Here is an 18,671-nt window from a genome sequence, read left to right as displayed (position 1 = left end):
GCGTTCCGATCCGGGCTGTCAGCGGCTGGCGAGCAGCACGTCCAGGGCGCGCGCGAACACATCGTCGCCGGCGTCGTTGACAATGACGGCATCGGGATTGGTGGCGCGCACGGCGCGGGTGACGATCGCCAGTGGCCGCTTGCGGAGCGGATATTGCAGGATCTGATCGCGTTCGATCGCGATCAGATTGGTGCGGAGAAGGCGTTTGAGGCGTTTGCCTTCGACGGCGCGCATCAGAAGGTCGCTCACCTCGATCTCAAGATCATGATCGCAAGCGAGGTCGTCGCCAAGGCTGCGCGGGAGTCTATTGGCCGTCAGCCAGGCATTGACTTCAGCTTCGGTCCATCGGCCGACCTGACGATAGAAGTCCGCCCCGCCCGTTCCCTGGTTGCGTGCGTGGAAGGCAAGCTCGCCGTCGATCCAGACCTCGGCTGCAAAAGCGGCGGTTTCCTGCGAGAGCGCGGCATTGTAGGAGATGCGCCGTAGTTCGATTTTCATGGGGGATGCTCCAGACCGCTCCACCAAACGGAGCGCCTTTCCCTTCCTCCTCCCCTTCATTCGGTCATGTTGGGCAGTCCTCGCGACTGCGGTATTCCGCATCGTAGAAGCAGCTGTTCTCGAACTCCGGATCGTCCGCTTCGTCCACCAGAAAGCTGGTGATCTCTTCGGCTGGCTGCGCGTCGAGCACCGCCGCAGCGTTGGGAAGGAGACGAACAGGGAAAATCCCTGTCCCGACGATCGCTGCCGCTTGCCGCATGGCGTCCGCATGATCTTCCGCGGTCACCGCGACCTTGACCCGGATCGTCGTGTAGACATGGACATGGTGCGGTTTCATGCCGGTAGCTCCGACCAGCCACCGGCGGCGCTGATCCAGACCATCCCAACCGCGCCGGGACGCGTCTCGAACCTGTCACTATCCCCGGCGAGGGCATAGCGGACGATGATGCTGCCGCGGTCGTTGGCGCGCAGCGGCGCTCTTCCGCCGAGCACGATCAGGTCGCCGCCCCCGCCCGGCATGTGAACCACATCGCCGGGTTTGACCTTGGCGGCGAGAACGCGGCCAATCGTATAGTGGAGTGTCCAGTTATCGTCAGTAATAGGCGTCATGCACACTATCCTTCCAAAAGAGAGAAACAGGGACGGGTGGGACTACTTGGGCGGAGCTAGCCGCTATCCTTCAACCGTGATTTCGTCCGTGTCGAAATCAGTCAGTTCTTCCGGGTCGATCAGTATCTCGGTGAAATCTTTCGCGCCGGGAACCTCCCAAGCAGCGGGGCTTTCCCGGGCCGTCTCGATTGCCTGTTGCGCCGCAATTTCCGCATTTGGTGCGTTGATCACGATACGTTGATTGACCCACAGCCGCGCGATCACCTGGACTTCAAATTGAGGCATATTTGTTCTCCTTTAGTCTCGCTCAGCGGTGTCAACGCGACCCGTGAGTGCGCCATCTCGGGGGTAAAAAGCGGCGGCACCGATGCGCTGTTGCCCAAAGGCGGCCGGTTTCCGGATGGTGAGCCGTCGGCAGGCCGTCGAAGACATGCCGTCCGAGCGAATACGGCTTCAGTCGTTGCGCGGCAGCGGAATCGGGACCGCCTGCCCGCTGGCAAGATTGATGAAACCGCCCGCATGGCCGATCGAGCCCCGGCCGAGCAGGTCGAACAGCAGCGCGAGGGCGTGGCTCGCCATGATGCGGTTGACGAACAGCGACTGGCGTTCAAGCGCCTCGGCAACAGAACAGGACGGGGCGTTGTCGTCAGGCACGCTGTCGTCGGCGAGTTCGGGGAAATATTCGAGTACGGTCGGAAGCCGTGCGCGAACCTTGGCGCCGGCCCGTGCGGGGCAGCCAACCAGAAACTGTCCGTCACTCGAGCGATTGCCGAGGTCCATCCAATAGGCGGGACCGTTCCGTTCATCAGCAAGCGCCGCTCCGATCGCACGGCGGGCCGAGGCCGTGTCGACACAGGTGATGAGGATATCGGCGCCGTCGACGCCGACCTTGCCGGGCGCGCGTCCGTGAACCGCCTTCCAGGCGAGGCCATGCGCAAGGTTGATGCGCTCGATGAGCGTCCGCGCCTTTGAATTGCCGAGATCGCAGCGAAAGAAGGGCTGCCGGCCGAGATTGGCCTCGGTGACGATATCGTCGTCGACCACGGTGACGTGCAGCGATCGCGAGGAGATCTCGCGCAGCGCCATGTCGAGCGAGGCGAGTCCCATAAGCATCTGCGCGCCGTTGCCGCCGCAGCCTATGAGCAGAACCTTGAGCGTGCGGTCGCCGAATGCGGCTGGAAGATAGTGGCGGGCGCTGGTGTCAGGCGGCATGATGGTCTCCTGCAAATGGGCTGCGCGGCAGCGGCAGGAACATGCCGCCGGCGCAGAGGCGCGACGCTCTTGTGGGACCGTCGAGCTGGTCCAACCGGCCGAACACGAGCGATATCTTCGTCGCGTGCGCGTCGTCGGCATCGTCGGTGGCGCTGAAGAAGGCCGGCCCGGTGCCATGGCTATGGATGTCGCAGATCATGTGCCAATCGGGCGGCAGGACCGGCGTGCGATAGACAAGGCGCGAGGGCGTGGCCTCGTCGATGACGGGAAAGTCCAGGGCGAACTCGCGCGAGGCCTCGTTCCAGAGAATAAAAGCCGCGCTTTCATTCGGTAGGGCCGCGCGCAGCGACTCGAGGACTGATGTGAGGAATCCCGCGGGGATGAACCCGCAGCGCAGGTCTGCCTTTGGGCCGCCGACGCTACCATAAGGCAGGTGCGCCGCAATCGGCCGTGTGACCGGAATGTCGAGCGCGAGCCATGGACGGCGCAGGATCAGGAGGACGCCATCCGTCCCGACAGCGAGGCCGCGCCCGACCCGAGCGGCGCGTAGTGCGTCGAGCGCCGGCGATCCGCCATGCAGCGGGACCGGATAGCAGGGCACATCGGCAAGGAGCGCGGCAGCCGTGGGATCGTCGGCGAGCAAGGCGGTCATTTCGCGCCTCCGATGATTCTGCCAACGGTTACTGGTTCGGTCGATGAGCGCCGTCCCTGCCGGGCGCCGGCGCCAAACGGCTTGAGGCGCTTGATCGGAAAGCGCTTCGCACGGCGGGCGGCAAGACCGTCCCAGAGCCGGACGAGGCCGCCCTTGCCGCTGATGGTGAACTCCTGTCCCGGATTTGGGTGCGTCGACCAACTGTCGAACACCGCCCGCTCGAACTCCGGGATGGACGAAATGGCGAGCGCGCGCGGTGTCGGGATATTGCCCCAGCAAAGCGATCCATTGACGAAGACGTTGAGGATCGGTGAGTGCAGCACGCGCGTGTCGGCGGTCGGACGCTCGTTCACGGGCAGCGCGTAGACACCGAGGCGCGACCCGGTGGCGATGAACAGATGTGCGGGATAGGGCACCGGCACGACCGTTCGTTCCGTCAGGACCTGAAGCCCCGCCAAACGCGTCGACAGGTTGAAATAGGCGGGGCGCACCTGTTCGGGAACCCACCAGACAAGCATGTCGGGGTGAGCGACCAGTATGTTTTCGGGCAGGAGTTCGGGTCGGACTGTCCGCCCGAGGGCTTCGGTCCATTGCCGCAGATGCGCGCGAGAGAGCGGAACGCCCGCGGCTATCGTCGGCCGGCCCTCGTCGTCATGCTCGACCGCGTGCATGCTGGCGAACGCCCCCGCATCCCCGCGGTGGGCACCATAGGAGCTGAAATTGCGCGGCCCTTCGCTGCGGTAGAGCAGGATCGCGCCCCTCAGGACCAGGCCGCCGCCAGCGGCTTCGAACTGGGTAGAATGTTCGGACATTGGACACCTCAGAGTTTGGCTGGATCGACCTGGATCAGCTCTTGTGCTGCGAGCAGGAATTCCGCGCCGAGCCGTACGGACGCGAACCAGTCGTCGATGTGGTGTGCATCCCGCAGCGGGCACAGCCCGGCGACCTCCATGAAGCCCATCTCCATGCCGTTGCGGGCGACATCATCGAGTTCGCGCGCGAAGTGATCGAAGGGAACGAGCGTGAGCGGCGGAAGGGACGAGCATTCCTCGATGCCGGGGATATAGTCGTAGGCGACCTCGAGATCGAAGTCCCATGCGTTGCGTTCGGGCCGGAGAGAGCCGACAGCTTTGTGCGCGGCGTGAAATCTCTTGAGTTTCTGCCGCAGGCCTGATGGGAGCCGCGCTGAAGGCGCCGCGTTTTCCTTGATCATCCATTCGGGCCGACGCGCGTTCATTTCGGACGGCAGCGTAAGTTCGTCGAGCTCGTCCGCGTCCGCGCCGTGATAGGCTATCAGGCTTTGCCGCGCGCGTTCGTCGTCGGTCTCGCCATCCCAATAGTAGATAGATATCTCGTTGAAGAGATCCTCGTAGCTGAAGATCGGAAGGACGCGGCCGAGGCACTGCTCGAGCGCCCTGTATGCGGCGGCGCGCCAGGGAATGGGCGCATCGCCGGTTTCGATCCATCCCAGTTCGATCTGGCCCAAGTTCTGGCAGATCACGGCAATCGCCGGCGTGCCGTCCCCCTCCTTGAGAATGACGGCGACCCTGAAGTCGGCGATTTCGATGGGATCGAGGATCTCGAGCACGGCGGCGTTGAAAATGCCTTCGATATGCTGACGGGCCGCGGCGCGCGTGTATAATCCCGACGACGCTTCCCGCGCGGCGACCCAGCGGCCGATCAGCTTGTGATGCGGCGGCAGCGGCGCATCGAATATCGCGGGGACATCCGCCGAGATCGCGACGGCGCGCCCCGCGAGGTCAGCCGAGCGGCGGGAGGGGCAAGCCGGCCGGGCATGCAAGCGGTTCCGGGGTTTCGCGGTTCCCGTCATAGGGGTCGGAGAGGATCCGCGCATGGAGCGCCTTGGCCTGACTGCTGCAGGCAGGTTGGGAGATATCAGCCGAGTTGCCATCGTTCTCGATCCATTCGATGAGGCTTTTGCGGGGTGCGGCCGGGATAGCCGCGCGTTTAGCGTGCGGCATGGGTCAGCCCTTGGTGCCGACCGCGCGGCGATATTCGGTCACGTGCGCCGTGCCCGAAACGCCGACGTCGATCATCTCGGCGTTTGTTATCGCCGGGTAGAGGGTGGCGTGATAGGCGCGCAGGGCATCCGGGTCACCCGCGAGATGCGGCGGCACCGGAAGGTCGATACCGTCGTAGCGATAGGCGCGCGTGAGTTGATTAACCTGCATATGAGATCTCCGGGTTGGTGATGAGGGAACGGGTCGAGCGGATCGGCTCAGAACAGGGTGGCGGGTTCATCTGCCTTGGCGTCAGCCGGGGGACTGGTCGGCGTCTCGATCTTCGGAGGGCTGGTCGGAGCGGGCGGCTTGGTCGCCGCAGCCTTGGCGGCCTTTGCCTTCGCAGCTTCCGCCGCGGCGGCCCTGGCGTCTTCGTCCGCCTGCCGCTGCTCGGCAATCTGGTCCGCGAGCGTCCTGCGCGTGGCGATGAGCTGGCCGAGCGCGCCGTTCGCGCCGCGCGCCAATTCGGCATCGATCTCCTCGGCGCTGGCCGTGATCGAGATTGGCCGGGTCTCGCTGCCGTCGAGCGCGGCAGACTTTGGGCCCGCCTTACGCGGAATGATCGTCAGGGTGACGGTCTCGTCGGGTCCGGCGACCATGTCGAGACCGAGCGAATAGCGGACGAGCAGCGGGAGCAGGCTTGTAACAAGCATGTCGGTATCCTTTGTCTGGGAGTGTGGGGAAGCCGGTCAGGCAGCGAGTTCCGCGATCGGCGCTTCGGCCTGGTGGGCACCGCGGTCCGGGGGCGCACCATAAGTGCCGTCGAGGGTAATGGCGCTCGGCAGGCGCCCGGCCCAATCGAAGCCGATCCGATTGAGCATGCCGGTAATCAGCTCGGGCTTCTTTGAGGCGAGCATCTTCGCGAACCGCTTCTCGCCTACATGTGCGACAAGGCCGCATTCCTGGGCGATGAATTTGAGCTCGCCCTTCGTGTATCGCTCGAGAAACGACTGATCGACCTGCCAGCTTGGCCGAAGGTCGACCTCGAACATCCTGGCGAGATCGGCGACATGGCCGAAACTGACCACATCCTTGGCGTAGGCGGCGCCGATGACGGACAGCACATTCGCCGCGCGGGCGTCGGGCAGCGCGCGGATCGCGGTGATCTGGGCGCTGTAGTCGAGCTCCGGAAACTCGGGGCCGACCAGCAGGCCGGCGCGCGACGTCAGCGTATTGGACTTGATCTGCGAGAGCGTGCCCGACATCGCCGCGACAAGGATGGTCGTGCGAGCCTGCTCGGCATTGCCGGCGAGCGCCCGGGCAAGCGCGGTTCGCCACATCGCCTCGCGAAGCTCGGTGGTGCGGGCTGCGATCGACCTGGCGGTGACAGCTGGCTTGTCCGCCGCACTGGCGCTGGTTGCGGGCTTGACCGGGGCGGCGGGCGTCGCGGCGCGCGTACCGGCGCCATCCAAGTTCAAGGTGGTAGCGTCGGAACGCGGCTGAGTGTCGGGCGATGACGTGGTGTCCTCGATCCCATCACTATGATCGTCACCGTCGTCCGTCTCGACGGGGGGTGGAGCCGCGGCCCGTGCGGCCTTCGCGGCGCGTTCTTCCTGTTCGAAACGGATCACCTCGGCGGCTTCGGTCTTGAGTTCGAAGCACGCCGCGTTGGTGCAATAGCCGTCGTCGACATGAGTTTCGAAAAGCGCGCGCTGCGTGGCCGAGTTGAACGGGCAGCTCGTGCATTCACTTTTGTCGAAGCGCGCGCCGCCGAGATGCTGCGTGACGCGCATAAGCAGTTCGCGCGTCTTGTTCACATCGAGAGCGGCTTTCAGGATCGTATCGAGGGCCTTGTCCTGCTTGTCGCCGGGAACCGCAGCGAGCAGTTCAGCATGGCCGAGCTTGATCCGGCGTTCGTCGAGCGCGGTTTTGACCACCTCGGAGAGATTGGCGAGCGCAAGGCGGCGATCGAACTTATCGCGCGACCATCCGAGCCGCCGTATGGCCTCGGCCCGGTCGCCCTGGCACGCGGCAAGGTAGCGGACAGCGGCATCCGCCTGCTCGGTCTCGGAAGGATCGTCACGATCGTCGTTCTCGGCGATCGCGGCTTCGAGGGCTTCCTGGTCCGTCATCTCGCGGATGATGACTGGCACTTCGCCGTCGGCGCCGTAGACCTCTAGCCCCGCCCGGTAACGGCGCTCTCCGCAGACGATGGCGAAGACGTCGGCTCTCGGGCGGAGCAATATGGGCTGAATAATGCCGCGCAGCCGGATCGAGGCGACCATTTCCTCGTGCTTTTTCCGGTCGAAGTAGCGGCGGGGATTGTCGCCCTTCACGATTCTGGATAGCGACAGTGTGGCGGGATAGCTCTGTTGTGGCGAGGTCAAGGCTCGTCTCCTTGTGGAATTTGGCGGGCTGATCAGAGCCGCCTCGGCGTCCCGCCGCGCGTGCCTGAATGTGCGGATCGCAGCCGACCGTCAGGCCACCTGCTCCAACCACCTCCTTCCCTCTCTCCCTTCTGCGCGATGCAGGTCGTTCCAGTCGTTGAAGCCGCCGCCGGGAAACCTGGTCTCGATCACAAGACCCGGCCGCGTGTGCGCCTGCCGGGCGCGTCGCGCGCAACGGCGACCCGGAGGATCATCGTCAGGGAGGAGAATAAGATGCTCGACCCGCTCGGGTATTGTGACCAGAGGCAAGCGATCGGACCCCAACGCGGCCCAAACCGGAATGCCCAGCCGAAGATGCGCGGACCATGCGGTCTCCCACCCCTCAGCGAGGCCGAGCACGGAAGTTGCGGTACCAAAGCGAACCGCGCCGCCGAGGGGTCGGCCCAGCAGCCGTTTCGGGGGATCGAGGTCGGCGATCGGCAGACCAGTGCGAGGATCGAGGAAGAGCCGCTCCAGAGCTATGACGCCGGTATCGCACTCCACAGCGGCAAGCAGCGCGGGGCGGAAGCAGACGTTTTCCCCGCGCCCGTAGGGAACCCGATCGTGATAGCGGAGCGAGGGATACGAACCAGCCAGTCTGCGAGATGCGAGATAAACTTCGGCCGGTGTATCGCCAATCGGACCGGCTTCCCTCCAGAGAGAGCGTATCCGTCCCGAGAGTTGGCGCTCTTGCCCATCGGGCATGGTGCGACCGCCTTCGTTCGAAGGGATGCGGTGCTGGTCACCGCGAAGCGCGCGAATGACTTCGATGGTGGAGCACCCCGCAAAGCATTTGAACAGGATACCGCGTTCACCGACCCGGACAGAAAGGCTCGGGCGATGATCGTCATGGGCGGGGCAACGGCACATTGCACCCGATGGCTTCCATTCGCCGCCCAGGGATTTGACGATGCTGGCGGCGGCCGCATGCAAGCGGGGATCGGCGCTGGTCCGCGAAAGGGCCATGAGAAAAACTCCAGCTGAAGGCTATCCTCCAACCCAAGCCCCCTCCCCTTCCGGAATGGTGACGCGACGTGAGATCAGGAGGTCTGTGACAGACAGCGAAGCGAACCTTCCGCACAGTCCGCACCTCGTGTGATCTCGATTGAAGAATGGATGGTCCTACTGCGGAAGGAAGTCCGACGGGAGTTCGCCGCAGCTAGGCCTTGTCCGCCTGGTATGTCCGTGCGAATATTCCGACATGCCATGAGCAAGCGATCCGGAGTAATCTATGGCCGAACTGGAAAGGAAGCTGACGCCGGAAATGCGGCAGACGATTGATGAGCCAAATCCTACGGTTTTGGCGATAGAAAAGCTTATCCATGCCGCAAAAGGTGATGACAAAGCGATCGAAACAATTGTGCGCGGATACATCCGCAACGCCATATATGTCTTTCAGCGCCATATGGTGGCGAGCGCTCTTCGTGATCTCGATCTGACAAAGGATGATCTCAGTGAGGATCTGGTGGCGCAGATTGTCGCGGATACGGGAGAATATATGGGCAAGTTTCGAGACTGGCTTCTCCTCGAGTTGAATCACGCCAACGGAACGCCAAAGACGACAAACTAGTGGGCGATCCGACTCAAAGGACAGGCAAGGTGAAGAGACCGATGATCGAACTTGATCCAAGTGTTGCCGACGAAGTGCCTTGGTCGGACAACATCACGCCCTATGACGATCAGCATACCATCACATATTTCCGGCTATTGGGCGCCGACGTCGCGGGCGCGGATTGGCAAGAGGTTGCCCGGTCGTGCTACACCGTGATCCGATCGCCGAGCCGGAGCGGACTCTGCATTGCTGGAAAGATCATCTGCGCCGCGCGAAGTGGATGACGGAGGTCGGCTATTGCAGAATTCTGGCCCAGCAGCGGGAGACGCTGCAATAACCCACCAGTCGCTATTCGGTATCTTGACACGTCCCCCAATATCGAGGTGCCAAGAATCGTTGTCTCAATGGCGGAGCGGCCTCGTCGGGGGTGGCGTTCCACGAAATTCATCAAAGGCGAAATCGTCGCCCAATGCGTAACGACGTAGCGGATCATCTGCTGTCACGCGGCTCGCCAGTACCTCGCGCTCGGTCACATAACGCAGCCGGCTCCAGTCCAGCACGCCGTCGACAAGGCTTTCGGCGCGCAGGAAATCCATATCTGGTCCTGCCGGTGGAGCGAAGGCTTCAAGATTACCACCTGCATCTTCGAGATGCGCTGCCACCAGATCGCATATAAAATTGAATATCCGCATGAGGCCAAGCCGACTCTGCTCATCGGTGATCGCTTCATGCAGCACCTATACCTCATTACGGAATGCGGGGCGCGGGACCGCATCTCCTTCGCCATAGGACATGAGCCGATCCCAAAGATCGATGACGCGTTGATCCATCGTTTGTCCTTCCGGCCAGATTGTACGACCAGGCAGTTAGAAGGCACCGTTGGGCAAAGGAAATTCGGTCCGTTTGTCCTCGAGATAGCGTGCCCTTCGAATTCGTTCTTTCGCTGCCTGCGCCGACACTCCGCAGCGCTTGGCCACCTGTTCGTAAGTCAGATTCTCGCGCTGCTTCGTCTCGCGGAGATGCACGTCGAACGCATGGCTACGCCTATACGCGTTAAGCTCACGGTCCACAGCGGCAAGACCGCCCTCCGGGTCCCGAAAGAAATGTGCCGGCACGGCCGATTGTCCGGGAAGTCGAGCACTAAAACCCCAGCCATAGCGCTTCATGATCCTGGCAAGATCATAATAGGAGATCCGGCCAAATCCGCCGATCAACACGAGGCTTTCGTGCGATCGGGTCGCTACATTGCTGAGGCGCAACGTCTCACCGCCAAGGTCGAAGGCTGCATCGTGTATCAGGCAGTTGCGTGTGCGGGGTAGGATAAGGTGCCAGGCGGCTAAGGCCTCGATCGCCGGGTCGGCTCTACCTGAAGGTTCAAGGTCGGCATCGCACGGTGGTGACAGTGGCTCTCGATCAACCGCGTCCAGAATATTGTTTGCCATTGTGAGAATGGCACGTCGTTCTGTCCGCGATTGCCCGTTGAGCAGCCGCGCGATGTCGCGTGCGAGTTTACTGCGACTGAACTCTATAGCATCTTCCGCATTCATGCATTCCTCCGCCGATCCAAATATCAGATCGGCATGCCATATCCGTTCTGACGAATAGATGATTATCGCCATACACGGACAAAACCTTACCATGGCCACCCGCCAGCGCTCCACCGCGGGTTCTTATCATCGCCTCCAATATGTGGAAGCGGCAGGGAGGTCGCCGATCAGAGTGCAGAATGGCACGTTACTCCAACGGCTTGCAGTCCTGTGAAGTCGGTCCATCATTGCAACTGCAAGCGCAATCCCGACAGGTTTCGGCGTAGCCGAGCAAAAGGGCGCTAAAACAGGCATCCATCTTCTTGCGGCCCTCCGACGTGAACCGCACATTGACCCGGCGTCCATCGGAAGGGTCAGGCATCCGCTCGACAATGTTCTGCTCCTCCATCACCGCCAGGCACCGACGGCCCGTCATCTCGGATGCTTTGGACGCAAGCCACAAGCTGGTTAGAGATGTCTTCAGGCCCTGACTTTCGCGCCAGTAGAGGTCGAGAAGCATCTCACTTCCAGGATCTGAGCAGAGTGAGCCGAACGTTGCTGTCGACGTCGCTCTTGCCTTGATGATCGACCTGCAAAGAGGCGCGAAAACGGCTGGGCGACCGTGCTCGTCCAGCATAGGTTCAATTTGAGCATCGTGTTTCATGGGCATCGCTCTCCGTCCCATCGCGAGTATCATCGCGCGAACCGCGTCGATGTCCCGCTCTTGATTGTCCCCCACTGTATGGAACGGAATGTTCCAAGGGCATCATGCACGAATTCCATCGTGCGGCAATGTGTCGTTATGAGGGGATATTCGCTATGGATGTGGTTAACATCGCGAGACATTTTCGCTGATCTCGTCCGCAGATTGGCACGGTGGCTCATCAGCGCCTGACAAGACGTGCGACGTCGAACCAGCGCATTAGCTTGAACTTTCAGATGCGACGCGTTAGCTGGCTTTTCAGCGCCACGGGTCGGCGTGCTCCGTGGCACATTTCGTGGCACATTTAGGGTAATGGAGGGTAATCTAGGGCAAGCTGACTATTGAAAAATAGTGGTTTATTTCCCCTCCGATCCCCTGTAGTGTCCCCAAAATCCGGTTCGATCCCCGTAGGTAATGGGCAAAGGGTTCTCGATCTATCCCGAGGCCTTTTTCTTGGTAAGCGATTTGGATCGAAGCCCGGGCTTCAGCGAAACGATATTGTCTTTCGGATTGAGAATCCGCGCCACCAACGCTGCCAGCTTTCTAAGGGCGGCCGTCTTTTCAGCCAGATACTCATACTGATCGTAGACACCTTCCACGCCAGGTATAACATGCCCCATCACCCGCTCGGAGACGTGCGGGGAGACGCCAGATCGGATCATCAGTGTTTTTCCAGTGCGTCGCAAATCGTGCAACACCCAATGCGGGATCGGATGGCCAGCGATCTCCTCCATCTTGGCATCGAGCGCCGCCTTGTCCTTGGTGAAGCCATTGATCGGCCCTTTCAAGCGTCCTTGGAAGATAAAGGGAGCGCTTGCACTAGTAGGCTGCTTGCGAACGATCTGCATAACCATAGGAGGCAGCCTGATATACTCGGCGTTGCCCTTCTCACGATCTTCGGTCGGAATCGCCCACAAACCATCAGACGTGAGGAAGTCCCGATGCATAAGTCTCAATTTCTCACGCCGCTGGAGCGTCAGGAGCAATGACTGACAGAAAGCGCCGAAAGTGCCTTGGGTCTCGCACGCTCGCCAGAAAATTCGGATTTCCTCGTCGCTGAGGATACGTTTGCGCTTCCGCTCGGATGACTTGGTGCGTTTCATCCCCCGCACGATCGGGGATACGAAATCATCATCACGCGCGGCGTGCCAATTGAACATCGCGCTAAGCTGAGCGAGCACCGCGTCTGATTGTGTTGCACCGCTGGCATCCTGGATCGTATCGAGCAGTTTAGTCACATCACGCCGGGCGATGGATGCGATCAAACGGTCGCGCCACCGCTCATTGCCGTCGAGATCGGCGAAGATGTAGTGGTCAAATATCCGTTGGATTTCGCTGGCGGACCGCAGCGGCGCGAGTGGCTTGCCGCGACCGTCTTTCTGCCCCTCTTTCATAACATGGCGCTTAAAATACTCGGCGAAAACCGACGCGATGGTGTCTGATTCAACTTCAGGTTCAGCCTCAGCCTCAGCCTCAGGTTTGCCGGGATCCCTACCCTCGGCGATTATCGCCTTCCATTCGCGCGCCTTCTGGCGAGCGGCGTCTAGTGTGAGTCTACAGACGCCCTTAGCGACGACATACACGCGGTCCTTCGCGTCAGCCGGGCAATAATCTCCGAGAACACGCCGGCTAGCGTGCAGCGTTGTGCCATCACCTCCTGGAAATCGCGCCATGAGAAGAAACGACACCCGGCGCTTCGGATTGACGCGAACGATCAACCCAGCCTCGATTTCGTCCATCCACTCATCGCGAGACCCAGGCTCAGCAGCTTTCAGCCCTCGGAGCCACGGATCAGAGAATTTTTTTGTAGCCATAGCAGCCTCAAGTGTGCAGCAAACTGTGCAGCAAATCGGAAGTAATGCCCCATTTCAGCTTGCTCAGGATATTGCCGGGAAAAGGTAGGAAAATAAAGGGAAATCATAGACTTCATAGGTGACACGATGTGCCCCAAGGTTACTCCATGTTCCACCGCGAGACGCCGAATCCAATTTCTCTTAATCAGCGGGTCCTAGGTTCGAGCCCTAGTGCGTCCACCACCTTCCCCTTACTTTTCAATCAGATACGAAGCTCGTCTGATCGGGCGGTTGAGAGCGTTTTTGTGCTAGGTAGCTCTCTAGGTAGCAGCGCGCTAATTCGGCGCTGCGGCTGCTCAGCCTCCACACATCAGCGTTCACGGTGAACGATTCATGGCCTGTGCTTTGTCCGACTGCGCTTGGGCGAGTCGTCGTTTCACCTCCCAGCCAGCGCGACTGCTAATCCCATCTTGCTCCGCTCCAGCATCGCACGCTGGGATGGCCGCTTAGAGCCTCAGGCAGCACGGTGTCATAATGACAGCTAGGCCACCCGAGCTCCGATCCAGATCACCCGGCCGACAATATCGACGCCCTTGCGCTGGATGCCCTGCCAACTCGGATATGCGGGGTGGTCGGTAAGAACGGTCAGACGATTCCTCGTTGGGTCGATCGCTATCCGCCTCACGAAGATTTCAGAAGACCCACGGATGGCATAAAGGCCTTCACGCACGCTCTCCTGGAAGCGAACTCGTCTAATCATCACCTCGTCGCCATTGCAGAGGGTCGGCTCCATCGCCTCACCAACAATTGGCAAGATTGCGGCACTGGCTGGCTGATTACACAGCCGACCTAGCCAAGCCGCATCAACCAGCCGCCATTGTGAGCGTGAATCGTTACCTGTCCCGTTCAGCAAGGGGACTTTGACTATCGAACGCTGCCCGACTGTTGGCCCCTCCTTTCCACCCAGCACCTCTACGGGAACGTCAAAATGCAATGCCAGCAGCGCTATGTCGCTTTGGTCAAGGCGGGCTGGAGAACCTCGTTTGATGAACTGCTGGATGTACGCCGAGTTTCTCCCGAGGAGGCGCGAGATCGAAGCGTAGGTCTCTCCTCGCTCGCTGATTAGGCTATCCAAGGCCTCCCGCGGCTCCATCCTATCATCTCCTTCGATTTCCTACCTCTCTATCACATGCCAGAGGACGAATCCTAGTCGGACAGACCCGACAAGGTCAGTAGGGCAAGCGAAGGAAGCAAACGCCACACGGGAGCAAAAATGCCACGGCACCTGCGCTATTGGGTCGGCCTCGACGCCGGCCACCAGGAGACTGCGGTCTGCCTCGTCGATGCCGAAGGCCACGCATTCTTCGAGGCAATGACTGAGACCCGTGCCGCTCCGATAAGAGATATCCTTCGACGGTTCGGCGTTGAGCCAGTCCAGTCCGTTACGATCGAGGCCGGTGTCGGCACTCAAATGGTTCGGGATCTCCATTCGTTCGGGCTTCCCGTTCAAGTCGTCGACGTTCGCAAATCAAGCAAATTCCTGGCTATCCGACGTCAAAAGACTGATGCGAACGATGCCAAAGGTCTCGCTGAGCTTGGCCGACTGGCGCAGTCCTTCGGTCCCCATGTTTTCATCAAACCGGTGGAGCACCAGGACATCCGGATAATGATCAACATCCGTCGAACCCTGCTAAAGCATCGAGCCAGGACAGATGCGCTGCTACAGTCCATTTTCAGATTGCACGGTGCCAGCATCAAGCTCCTGAATGGGCGAGGATCGCTCGCGGCTGAAGTCGCGAACCAACTCAGGCTTTTGAGCACCAACGGCGTGACGATCCGCGTCGATGTGGATCCTCTGGTCAGGATGGGAGAAGATCTGCGCTCTCATATCTTGGATATGGATCGAAAGATGCGCACAATGGCTGCCAGCATCCCGGTTTGCGCCAGATTTCAGACAATTCCTGGCGTTGGGACAATTACGGCGCTGTCATTTTACAGCGCTGTAGGGGACCCATACCGATTTAAGAACAATCGAGATGTCGGACCTTATCTCGGCCTCACACCGAATCTATATCAATCCGGCGTCACTGCGCGCCGTGGCCGAATCAGCCGATACGGAAACAAGCTGACCAGGTCGCACCTAATCACAGCAGCCACCGTGCTGCTTCGCACAATCAAAACCGAAAGTACGTTGCGCACTTGGGGCCTGCAACTGGCAACCAAGATAGGATTTCTTAAAGCTCGCGTTGCCGTCGCAAGGAAGCTCGCTGTGATCATGATGGCAATGTGGAAGACGGGCGCCTCGTTTGATCCGGGCAAATCGAAACCGCGGTTCCTCCAGACGGAGGAGGCAGGCTTGGACCCCGTACGTATTTCTGGGACCTAGATCCCGTTGTAGGTAATTGGGCCAAGCCTGCCGTCTGATCCCGCTGCCGGCGGCCTTCCGTAAAGCGTCAAAGCTGACCCATTATCCGCCAATTCGGCCTTAGGGCATCAATAATGACACCTTAGGCGCCCACGGGATTCAATGCGGACCGGGCAGCAACGCTTCCGATCGATGCCGTGTCCCGGCCGCGACGCTAGCTTGATGGCGCGACTGCCGGGAACGCCAGATTACGCGCGAGATTCTCAATTTTGTCGCGCCATGCCAGCTTTTCTAGCCATGATCGGCGGATCGACGACGCGCCGTAAATTGCGCCGGCCAACTGCCCCGCAATTGCGGCAGTAGTGTCGGCATCGTCACCGAGGTTGGCTGCCAACAGCACTGCGTCATCGAAGCTCGTCGTGTTTGCCACGGACCAGATCGCTGCTTCGAGGCTGTGCGCTACGAATCCGCTGCTCGCAATCTGATCGCGTGCTTTCCCGCGCCAGCTACCGGCCATGATTGGACCGACCTCTGGTCCATATTCGCCCAAGGGAACCGCCAGTGCATCCTCAAAGTCGGCACCTAGGATAGCCGCCCGCAAGACCAGTGCATACGCTTCACAGGCATCGAGGCACGCATCTGCAGCGTGCGTGGTCATGCTCTGTCGGCGGGCTACTCGTGTCACTACTGCGGGATCTTGCTGTATCCCCCAGATCGCGACTGGCGCGAGCCTCATTAGTGAGCCGTTGCCTGCTGAGTACGGATCGGTCGAGCCGGCAATCGGGTCGCCCGTTTCCTCGAACCGAGAAAGGGCCTGCCGGGTTGCGATCCCGATATCGAAACAACTGCCCGTGGGACTGAAGGCGCCGTTCCTCCACCAATCGACAAAGCGCCGTTGTGCTTCTCCCGGCTCAAAAGCCGAGCCCTTGGCCGCGCTGGCGAGCAGAGCTTCTCCCAGCGCCAGGGCCATGGAGGTGTCATCGGTCCAGGTCCCGGCATCCAAGCCGAATGGCCCTCCCCCGACCATGTCCGTAATGTGAGCATAGCTGTCGCGCGGCTTGAACTCGAGCGTCGTCCCCACAGCATCTCCGACCGCCAGTCCAACCAAACAGCCATATGACCGATCATAGATACGCTCGATCTCTCGCAAGTGATCTTCTTGTGCCTTCGTCTCAATGGCGCCAGGCCTGACGCGGCGAACGTGAGCGATCGCACTGCTAGCGTCAGCAAGGCCAAGTTCGACTAGCAGCCTCGCTGCCACAGTACCGGCCCGACCGAGCCCGCCGCGGCAGTGGATGAAAATGCCGTTCCCGTTGATGAGCAAGCCGCGCAGCCGCGCTCCGGCCGTCCGCCATCTTTGCTCGAAATCTTCGCCCGGAGCCGTAACGTCTGGGATCGGCAGATGAAGCCATTCCATCCCTCGCGCAACAACCGCAGCTTCTAGATCCGCGACTCCCAGCAGACCCATCTCGTGCTTTTCAATCAAAGAGACGACGGCAGCAGCCCCCCACCCACGCACCGCGTCTAGATCGGTCGCAAGATCACGCTTCCAAGTAAAGCCAGCGAGCGCAGGCCCTTGCTTTCCTGGACAGAAGGATATGCCGATGCGTCCTGATGCGGCCGGAAGTGTAGGGATCTGGATCGGATCAGTGGTGCTTGTTCGAAGATTTCTGCTCATCGCGCTTTGATATGACCCATGTACGACATTATCGGTCGTATATGCCTAAGGCACCTGACAGGTATTGGTGGCGCCGGGGCGAAGCCCGGCTTTCATCCGGCTGTTGCCTTTTTGGGTTTAGGTTGGCCCGCCTTCCCAGACGGAGAGACCCGGATTTGCAAATGCCCGGTCTCGGTTCTGCGAGATTCAAAGCTGCCTGCCTTCTCGACCAGATCGCTCAGCTTGCTTTCACCATAGGTTCGGGGGTCAAAGTCTGAAGCGAGCGCTGCAAGGCGTTGGCCCACCCGCCCAAGAGGCACCCAGCCCCCTTCATCATCGAGCTGTGAGATGGCAGTTCGGATCAAAGGGGCAGCAGCAGTGGGCGACTTCTTTGCACTAGCCGGACGAGCATCTTGTCGGCCTGGCTCATCTGACGTTGGCGCCTCTGGCAGCAGGTTCTCAGTGTAGATGAAGCGGCGACAAGCTTGTCGAAAGCTCTCTGGAGTTTTCTGCTCTCCGAAGCCGTAGACATCTATGCCCTGCTCACGGATACGCGACGCCAAGCCGGTAAAATCACTGTCGGAGGAGACAAGGCAAAACCCGTCAAAACGACCGGTGTGCAAAAGATCCATCGCGTCGATGACCAAAGCAATATCCGAGGCATTCTTTCCGCTGGTGTACGCAAAGTTCTGGTGGGCCTTGATCGCATGAGTGGCGAGAACGTCGGCCCAGGATTTAAGCCTGGTTCCGGAGAAATCGCCATAAATGCGGCGGACACTTGCCTCACCGATCTTTGCAATCTCTTCGAAGAGGCGCGGTGCGATCCGGGAAGATGCATTGTCTGCGTCAATCAAGACAGCAAGACGTGGGGTGCGAGGTTCATTGGCCATTCTGCACCATTGCCTTGATATTCATTAATCAGCCTATAAAACTTTGAAGGCGCCGGCTAACAACGGCCTGGTCGTCAGGGATCCTGAGCAAGCGCTTGGCTCTATCATGTGCGAATTCATCCACCTCGAGAACTACTAAACTGTAGCCATGCCTCGGCAGAAAATCGGCGCGCCGCTCATCATATAGTCGGCGCTGTTCGCCTCGAGGCACCCCGGAAACCGTTGGTTTATCGTCGAAGAATCCGACACGTTCACGGTGTTGGCGCTCATGATATTCCACTACAAGGCCAAGAGCAGGATAAAAGCCATCGACAGGCAATGGCTTCCGGTGACCGCGCTGATCTGGATCTCCGGTCAGAAACGGGAAGCAATGCTGTCGCACGGCCTTCAGCCCGAGAACTGCGTCGCAAAGATCGAGCACGTAATGCTCGTCACGAATTCCGGCATCGGCAGTGCCTTGTACAGCCTTTGGAGTCGATCGGAGCCTGACACTCCCTTCACTTAGCTGCGCCATGACCCGTTCCATGTCTTGGTGCTCATAGCTCCCTCGCACGACCTCCCAACGTCCGTTGTTCGGATGCCAATCGAGACTTGCGGCTCGAAGGGCAGCTCGAAAGCGCTTCGGATCTATTCCACTCGCAATGGCCATATCGACAGCGGTGATTAGCTGGCCTTGAGCCCTCACGCCGGATGCTCCTTCGTAAGCGGTAAAAATCCCCCACGTGGCCTTGAGAACGGGGCTGTAATTTGGACGATCAGGCGGCGCTTGCGATGCTGCTCAGTTCGAACGAGGTTTGCGCGGCGTTGGCATCGGTCCAGCAATAGGG

General features: G+C 60.5%; 23 protein-coding genes. 3 read left to right on the top strand and 20 right to left on the bottom strand.

All coding sequences use genetic code 11. The features are described from left to right. Window positions 1-18 precede the first annotated feature (18 nt). The 12 genes from GR702_RS08220 to GR702_RS08165 all read right to left on the bottom strand — a co-directional run bounded on the left by GR702_RS08220 (window position 19) and on the right by GR702_RS08165 (window position 8,324). On the bottom strand, window positions 19-498 hold the full coding sequence (locus GR702_RS08220; protein WP_048575822.1) for a hypothetical protein: 480 nt from the start codon (window positions 496-498) through the stop codon (window positions 19-21). Window positions 499-562: 64 nt separating this feature from the next. Continuing rightward, window positions 563-835, bottom strand: a complete 273-nt coding sequence (locus tag GR702_RS08215) for a hypothetical protein (RefSeq protein ID WP_048575823.1) — start codon at window positions 833-835, stop codon at window positions 563-565. After that, window positions 832-1,107 (bottom strand): hypothetical protein, encoded by a 276-nt coding sequence (locus GR702_RS08210; protein ID WP_048575824.1) that lies wholly within the window; start codon window positions 1,105-1,107, stop codon window positions 832-834. The genes GR702_RS08215 and GR702_RS08210 overlap by 4 nt, the downstream gene beginning before the upstream one ends. A 63-nt stretch (window positions 1,108-1,170) precedes the next feature. After that, window positions 1,171-1,392: a hypothetical protein gene (locus GR702_RS08205; protein ID WP_048575825.1), complete on the bottom strand. Its 222-nt coding sequence runs from the start codon at window positions 1,390-1,392 to the stop codon at window positions 1,171-1,173. A gap of 168 nt (window positions 1,393-1,560) precedes the next feature. Further along, window positions 1,561-2,319: a PRTRC system ThiF family protein gene (locus GR702_RS08200; RefSeq protein ID WP_160985492.1), complete on the bottom strand. Its 759-nt coding sequence runs from the start codon at window positions 2,317-2,319 to the stop codon at window positions 1,561-1,563. Continuing rightward, window positions 2,309-2,971, bottom strand: a complete 663-nt coding sequence (locus GR702_RS08195) for a PRTRC system protein A (protein ID WP_048575827.1) — start codon at window positions 2,969-2,971, stop codon at window positions 2,309-2,311. Before GR702_RS08195 ends, GR702_RS08200 begins: the two co-directional genes overlap by 11 nt. Next, entirely contained in the window at window positions 2,968-3,783 is an 816-nt protein-coding gene (locus GR702_RS08190) for a PRTRC system protein B (protein WP_048575828.1), read from the bottom strand. Before GR702_RS08190 ends, GR702_RS08195 begins: the two co-directional genes overlap by 4 nt. 8 nt (window positions 3,784-3,791) lie before the next feature. Continuing rightward, window positions 3,792-4,772 carry a hypothetical protein gene (locus GR702_RS08185; protein WP_237449624.1) on the bottom strand — a complete coding sequence of 327 codons (981 nt, stop codon included), beginning with the start codon at window positions 4,770-4,772 and terminating at the stop codon, window positions 3,792-3,794. A gap of 184 nt (window positions 4,773-4,956) precedes the next feature. Then, the gene (locus GR702_RS08180; protein ID WP_048575830.1) at window positions 4,957-5,163 is read right to left on the bottom strand and encodes a PRTRC system protein C; all 207 of its coding nucleotides are present in this window, start codon (window positions 5,161-5,163) and stop codon (window positions 4,957-4,959) included. Window positions 5,164-5,210: 47 nt separating this feature from the next. After that, entirely contained in the window at window positions 5,211-5,645 is a 435-nt protein-coding gene (locus GR702_RS08175; RefSeq protein ID WP_048575831.1) for a PRTRC system protein E, read from the bottom strand. Window positions 5,646-5,681: 36 nt separating this feature from the next. Continuing rightward, on the bottom strand, window positions 5,682-7,319 hold the full coding sequence (locus GR702_RS08170; RefSeq protein ID WP_048575832.1) for a PRTRC system ParB family protein: 1,638 nt from the start codon (window positions 7,317-7,319) through the stop codon (window positions 5,682-5,684). Window positions 7,320-7,409: 90 nt separating this feature from the next. Next, window positions 7,410-8,324 (bottom strand): DUF7146 domain-containing protein, encoded by a 915-nt coding sequence (locus GR702_RS08165; protein WP_082166042.1) that lies wholly within the window; start codon window positions 8,322-8,324, stop codon window positions 7,410-7,412. Window positions 8,325-8,589: 265 nt separating this feature from the next. Here GR702_RS08165 and GR702_RS08160 point away from each other — a divergent pair, with 265 nt between their 5' ends. Beyond that, window positions 8,590-8,928 (top strand): hypothetical protein, encoded by a 339-nt coding sequence (locus GR702_RS08160; RefSeq protein ID WP_048575834.1) that lies wholly within the window; start codon window positions 8,590-8,592, stop codon window positions 8,926-8,928. 41 nt (window positions 8,929-8,969) lie between these two features. Then, a complete protein-coding gene (locus GR702_RS08155) occupies window positions 8,970-9,194 on the top strand; it encodes a hypothetical protein (protein WP_237449623.1) in 225 nt (74 codons plus the stop codon). 117 nt (window positions 9,195-9,311) lie between these two features. Here GR702_RS08155 and GR702_RS08150 read toward each other — a convergent pair whose 3' ends face one another. The 5 genes from GR702_RS08150 to GR702_RS08130 form a co-directional block, all read right to left on the bottom strand. Continuing rightward, window positions 9,312-9,647 carry a hypothetical protein gene (locus GR702_RS08150; protein ID WP_237449622.1) on the bottom strand — a complete coding sequence of 112 codons (336 nt, stop codon included), beginning with the start codon at window positions 9,645-9,647 and terminating at the stop codon, window positions 9,312-9,314. Between the two features lie 129 nt (window positions 9,648-9,776). Then, complete coding sequence (locus GR702_RS08145; protein WP_048575835.1) at window positions 9,777-10,529, bottom strand: hypothetical protein; 753 nt, start codon at window positions 10,527-10,529, stop codon at window positions 9,777-9,779. A 115-nt stretch (window positions 10,530-10,644) separates the two neighbouring features. Then, the gene (locus tag GR702_RS08140; protein WP_144033782.1) at window positions 10,645-11,100 is read right to left on the bottom strand and encodes a helix-turn-helix domain-containing protein; all 456 of its coding nucleotides are present in this window, start codon (window positions 11,098-11,100) and stop codon (window positions 10,645-10,647) included. A gap of 473 nt (window positions 11,101-11,573) precedes the next feature. Next, complete coding sequence (locus tag GR702_RS08135) at window positions 11,574-12,953, bottom strand: integrase family protein (protein WP_226949049.1); 1,380 nt, start codon at window positions 12,951-12,953, stop codon at window positions 11,574-11,576. 520 nt (window positions 12,954-13,473) lie between these two features. After that, a complete protein-coding gene (locus GR702_RS08130) occupies window positions 13,474-14,085 on the bottom strand; it encodes a S24 family peptidase (protein WP_160985490.1) in 612 nt (203 codons plus the stop codon). A 120-nt stretch (window positions 14,086-14,205) separates the two neighbouring features. Between GR702_RS08130 and GR702_RS08125 the strand changes: the two genes are divergently transcribed. Next, window positions 14,206-15,318 carry an IS110 family RNA-guided transposase gene (locus tag GR702_RS08125; protein ID WP_160985489.1) on the top strand — a complete coding sequence of 371 codons (1,113 nt, stop codon included), beginning with the start codon at window positions 14,206-14,208 and terminating at the stop codon, window positions 15,316-15,318. Window positions 15,319-15,511: 193 nt separating this feature from the next. Here the strand turns inward: GR702_RS08125 and GR702_RS08120 are convergent, their stop codons facing one another. From GR702_RS08120 to GR702_RS08110, 3 genes are all read right to left on the bottom strand, one after another. Further along, window positions 15,512-16,975 carry an ADP-ribosylglycohydrolase family protein gene (locus tag GR702_RS08120; protein ID WP_160985488.1) on the bottom strand — a complete coding sequence of 488 codons (1,464 nt, stop codon included), beginning with the start codon at window positions 16,973-16,975 and terminating at the stop codon, window positions 15,512-15,514. 92 nt (window positions 16,976-17,067) lie between these two features. Next, on the bottom strand, window positions 17,068-17,844 hold the full coding sequence (locus GR702_RS08115; RefSeq protein WP_137710414.1) for an NYN domain-containing protein: 777 nt from the start codon (window positions 17,842-17,844) through the stop codon (window positions 17,068-17,070). Between the two features lie 28 nt (window positions 17,845-17,872). Continuing rightward, window positions 17,873-18,358: a hypothetical protein gene (locus GR702_RS08110; RefSeq protein ID WP_202408152.1), complete on the bottom strand. Its 486-nt coding sequence runs from the start codon at window positions 18,356-18,358 to the stop codon at window positions 17,873-17,875. Window positions 18,359-18,671: the final 313 nt, after the last annotated feature.

The sequence above is a fragment of the Novosphingobium silvae genome, from assembly GCF_009856825.1.
GTDB lineage: Bacteria > Pseudomonadota > Alphaproteobacteria > Sphingomonadales > Sphingomonadaceae > Novosphingobium > Novosphingobium silvae.
Note: the sequence above shows the minus strand (reverse complement) of the source record. Positions and strands in the feature narration are given on the sequence as shown.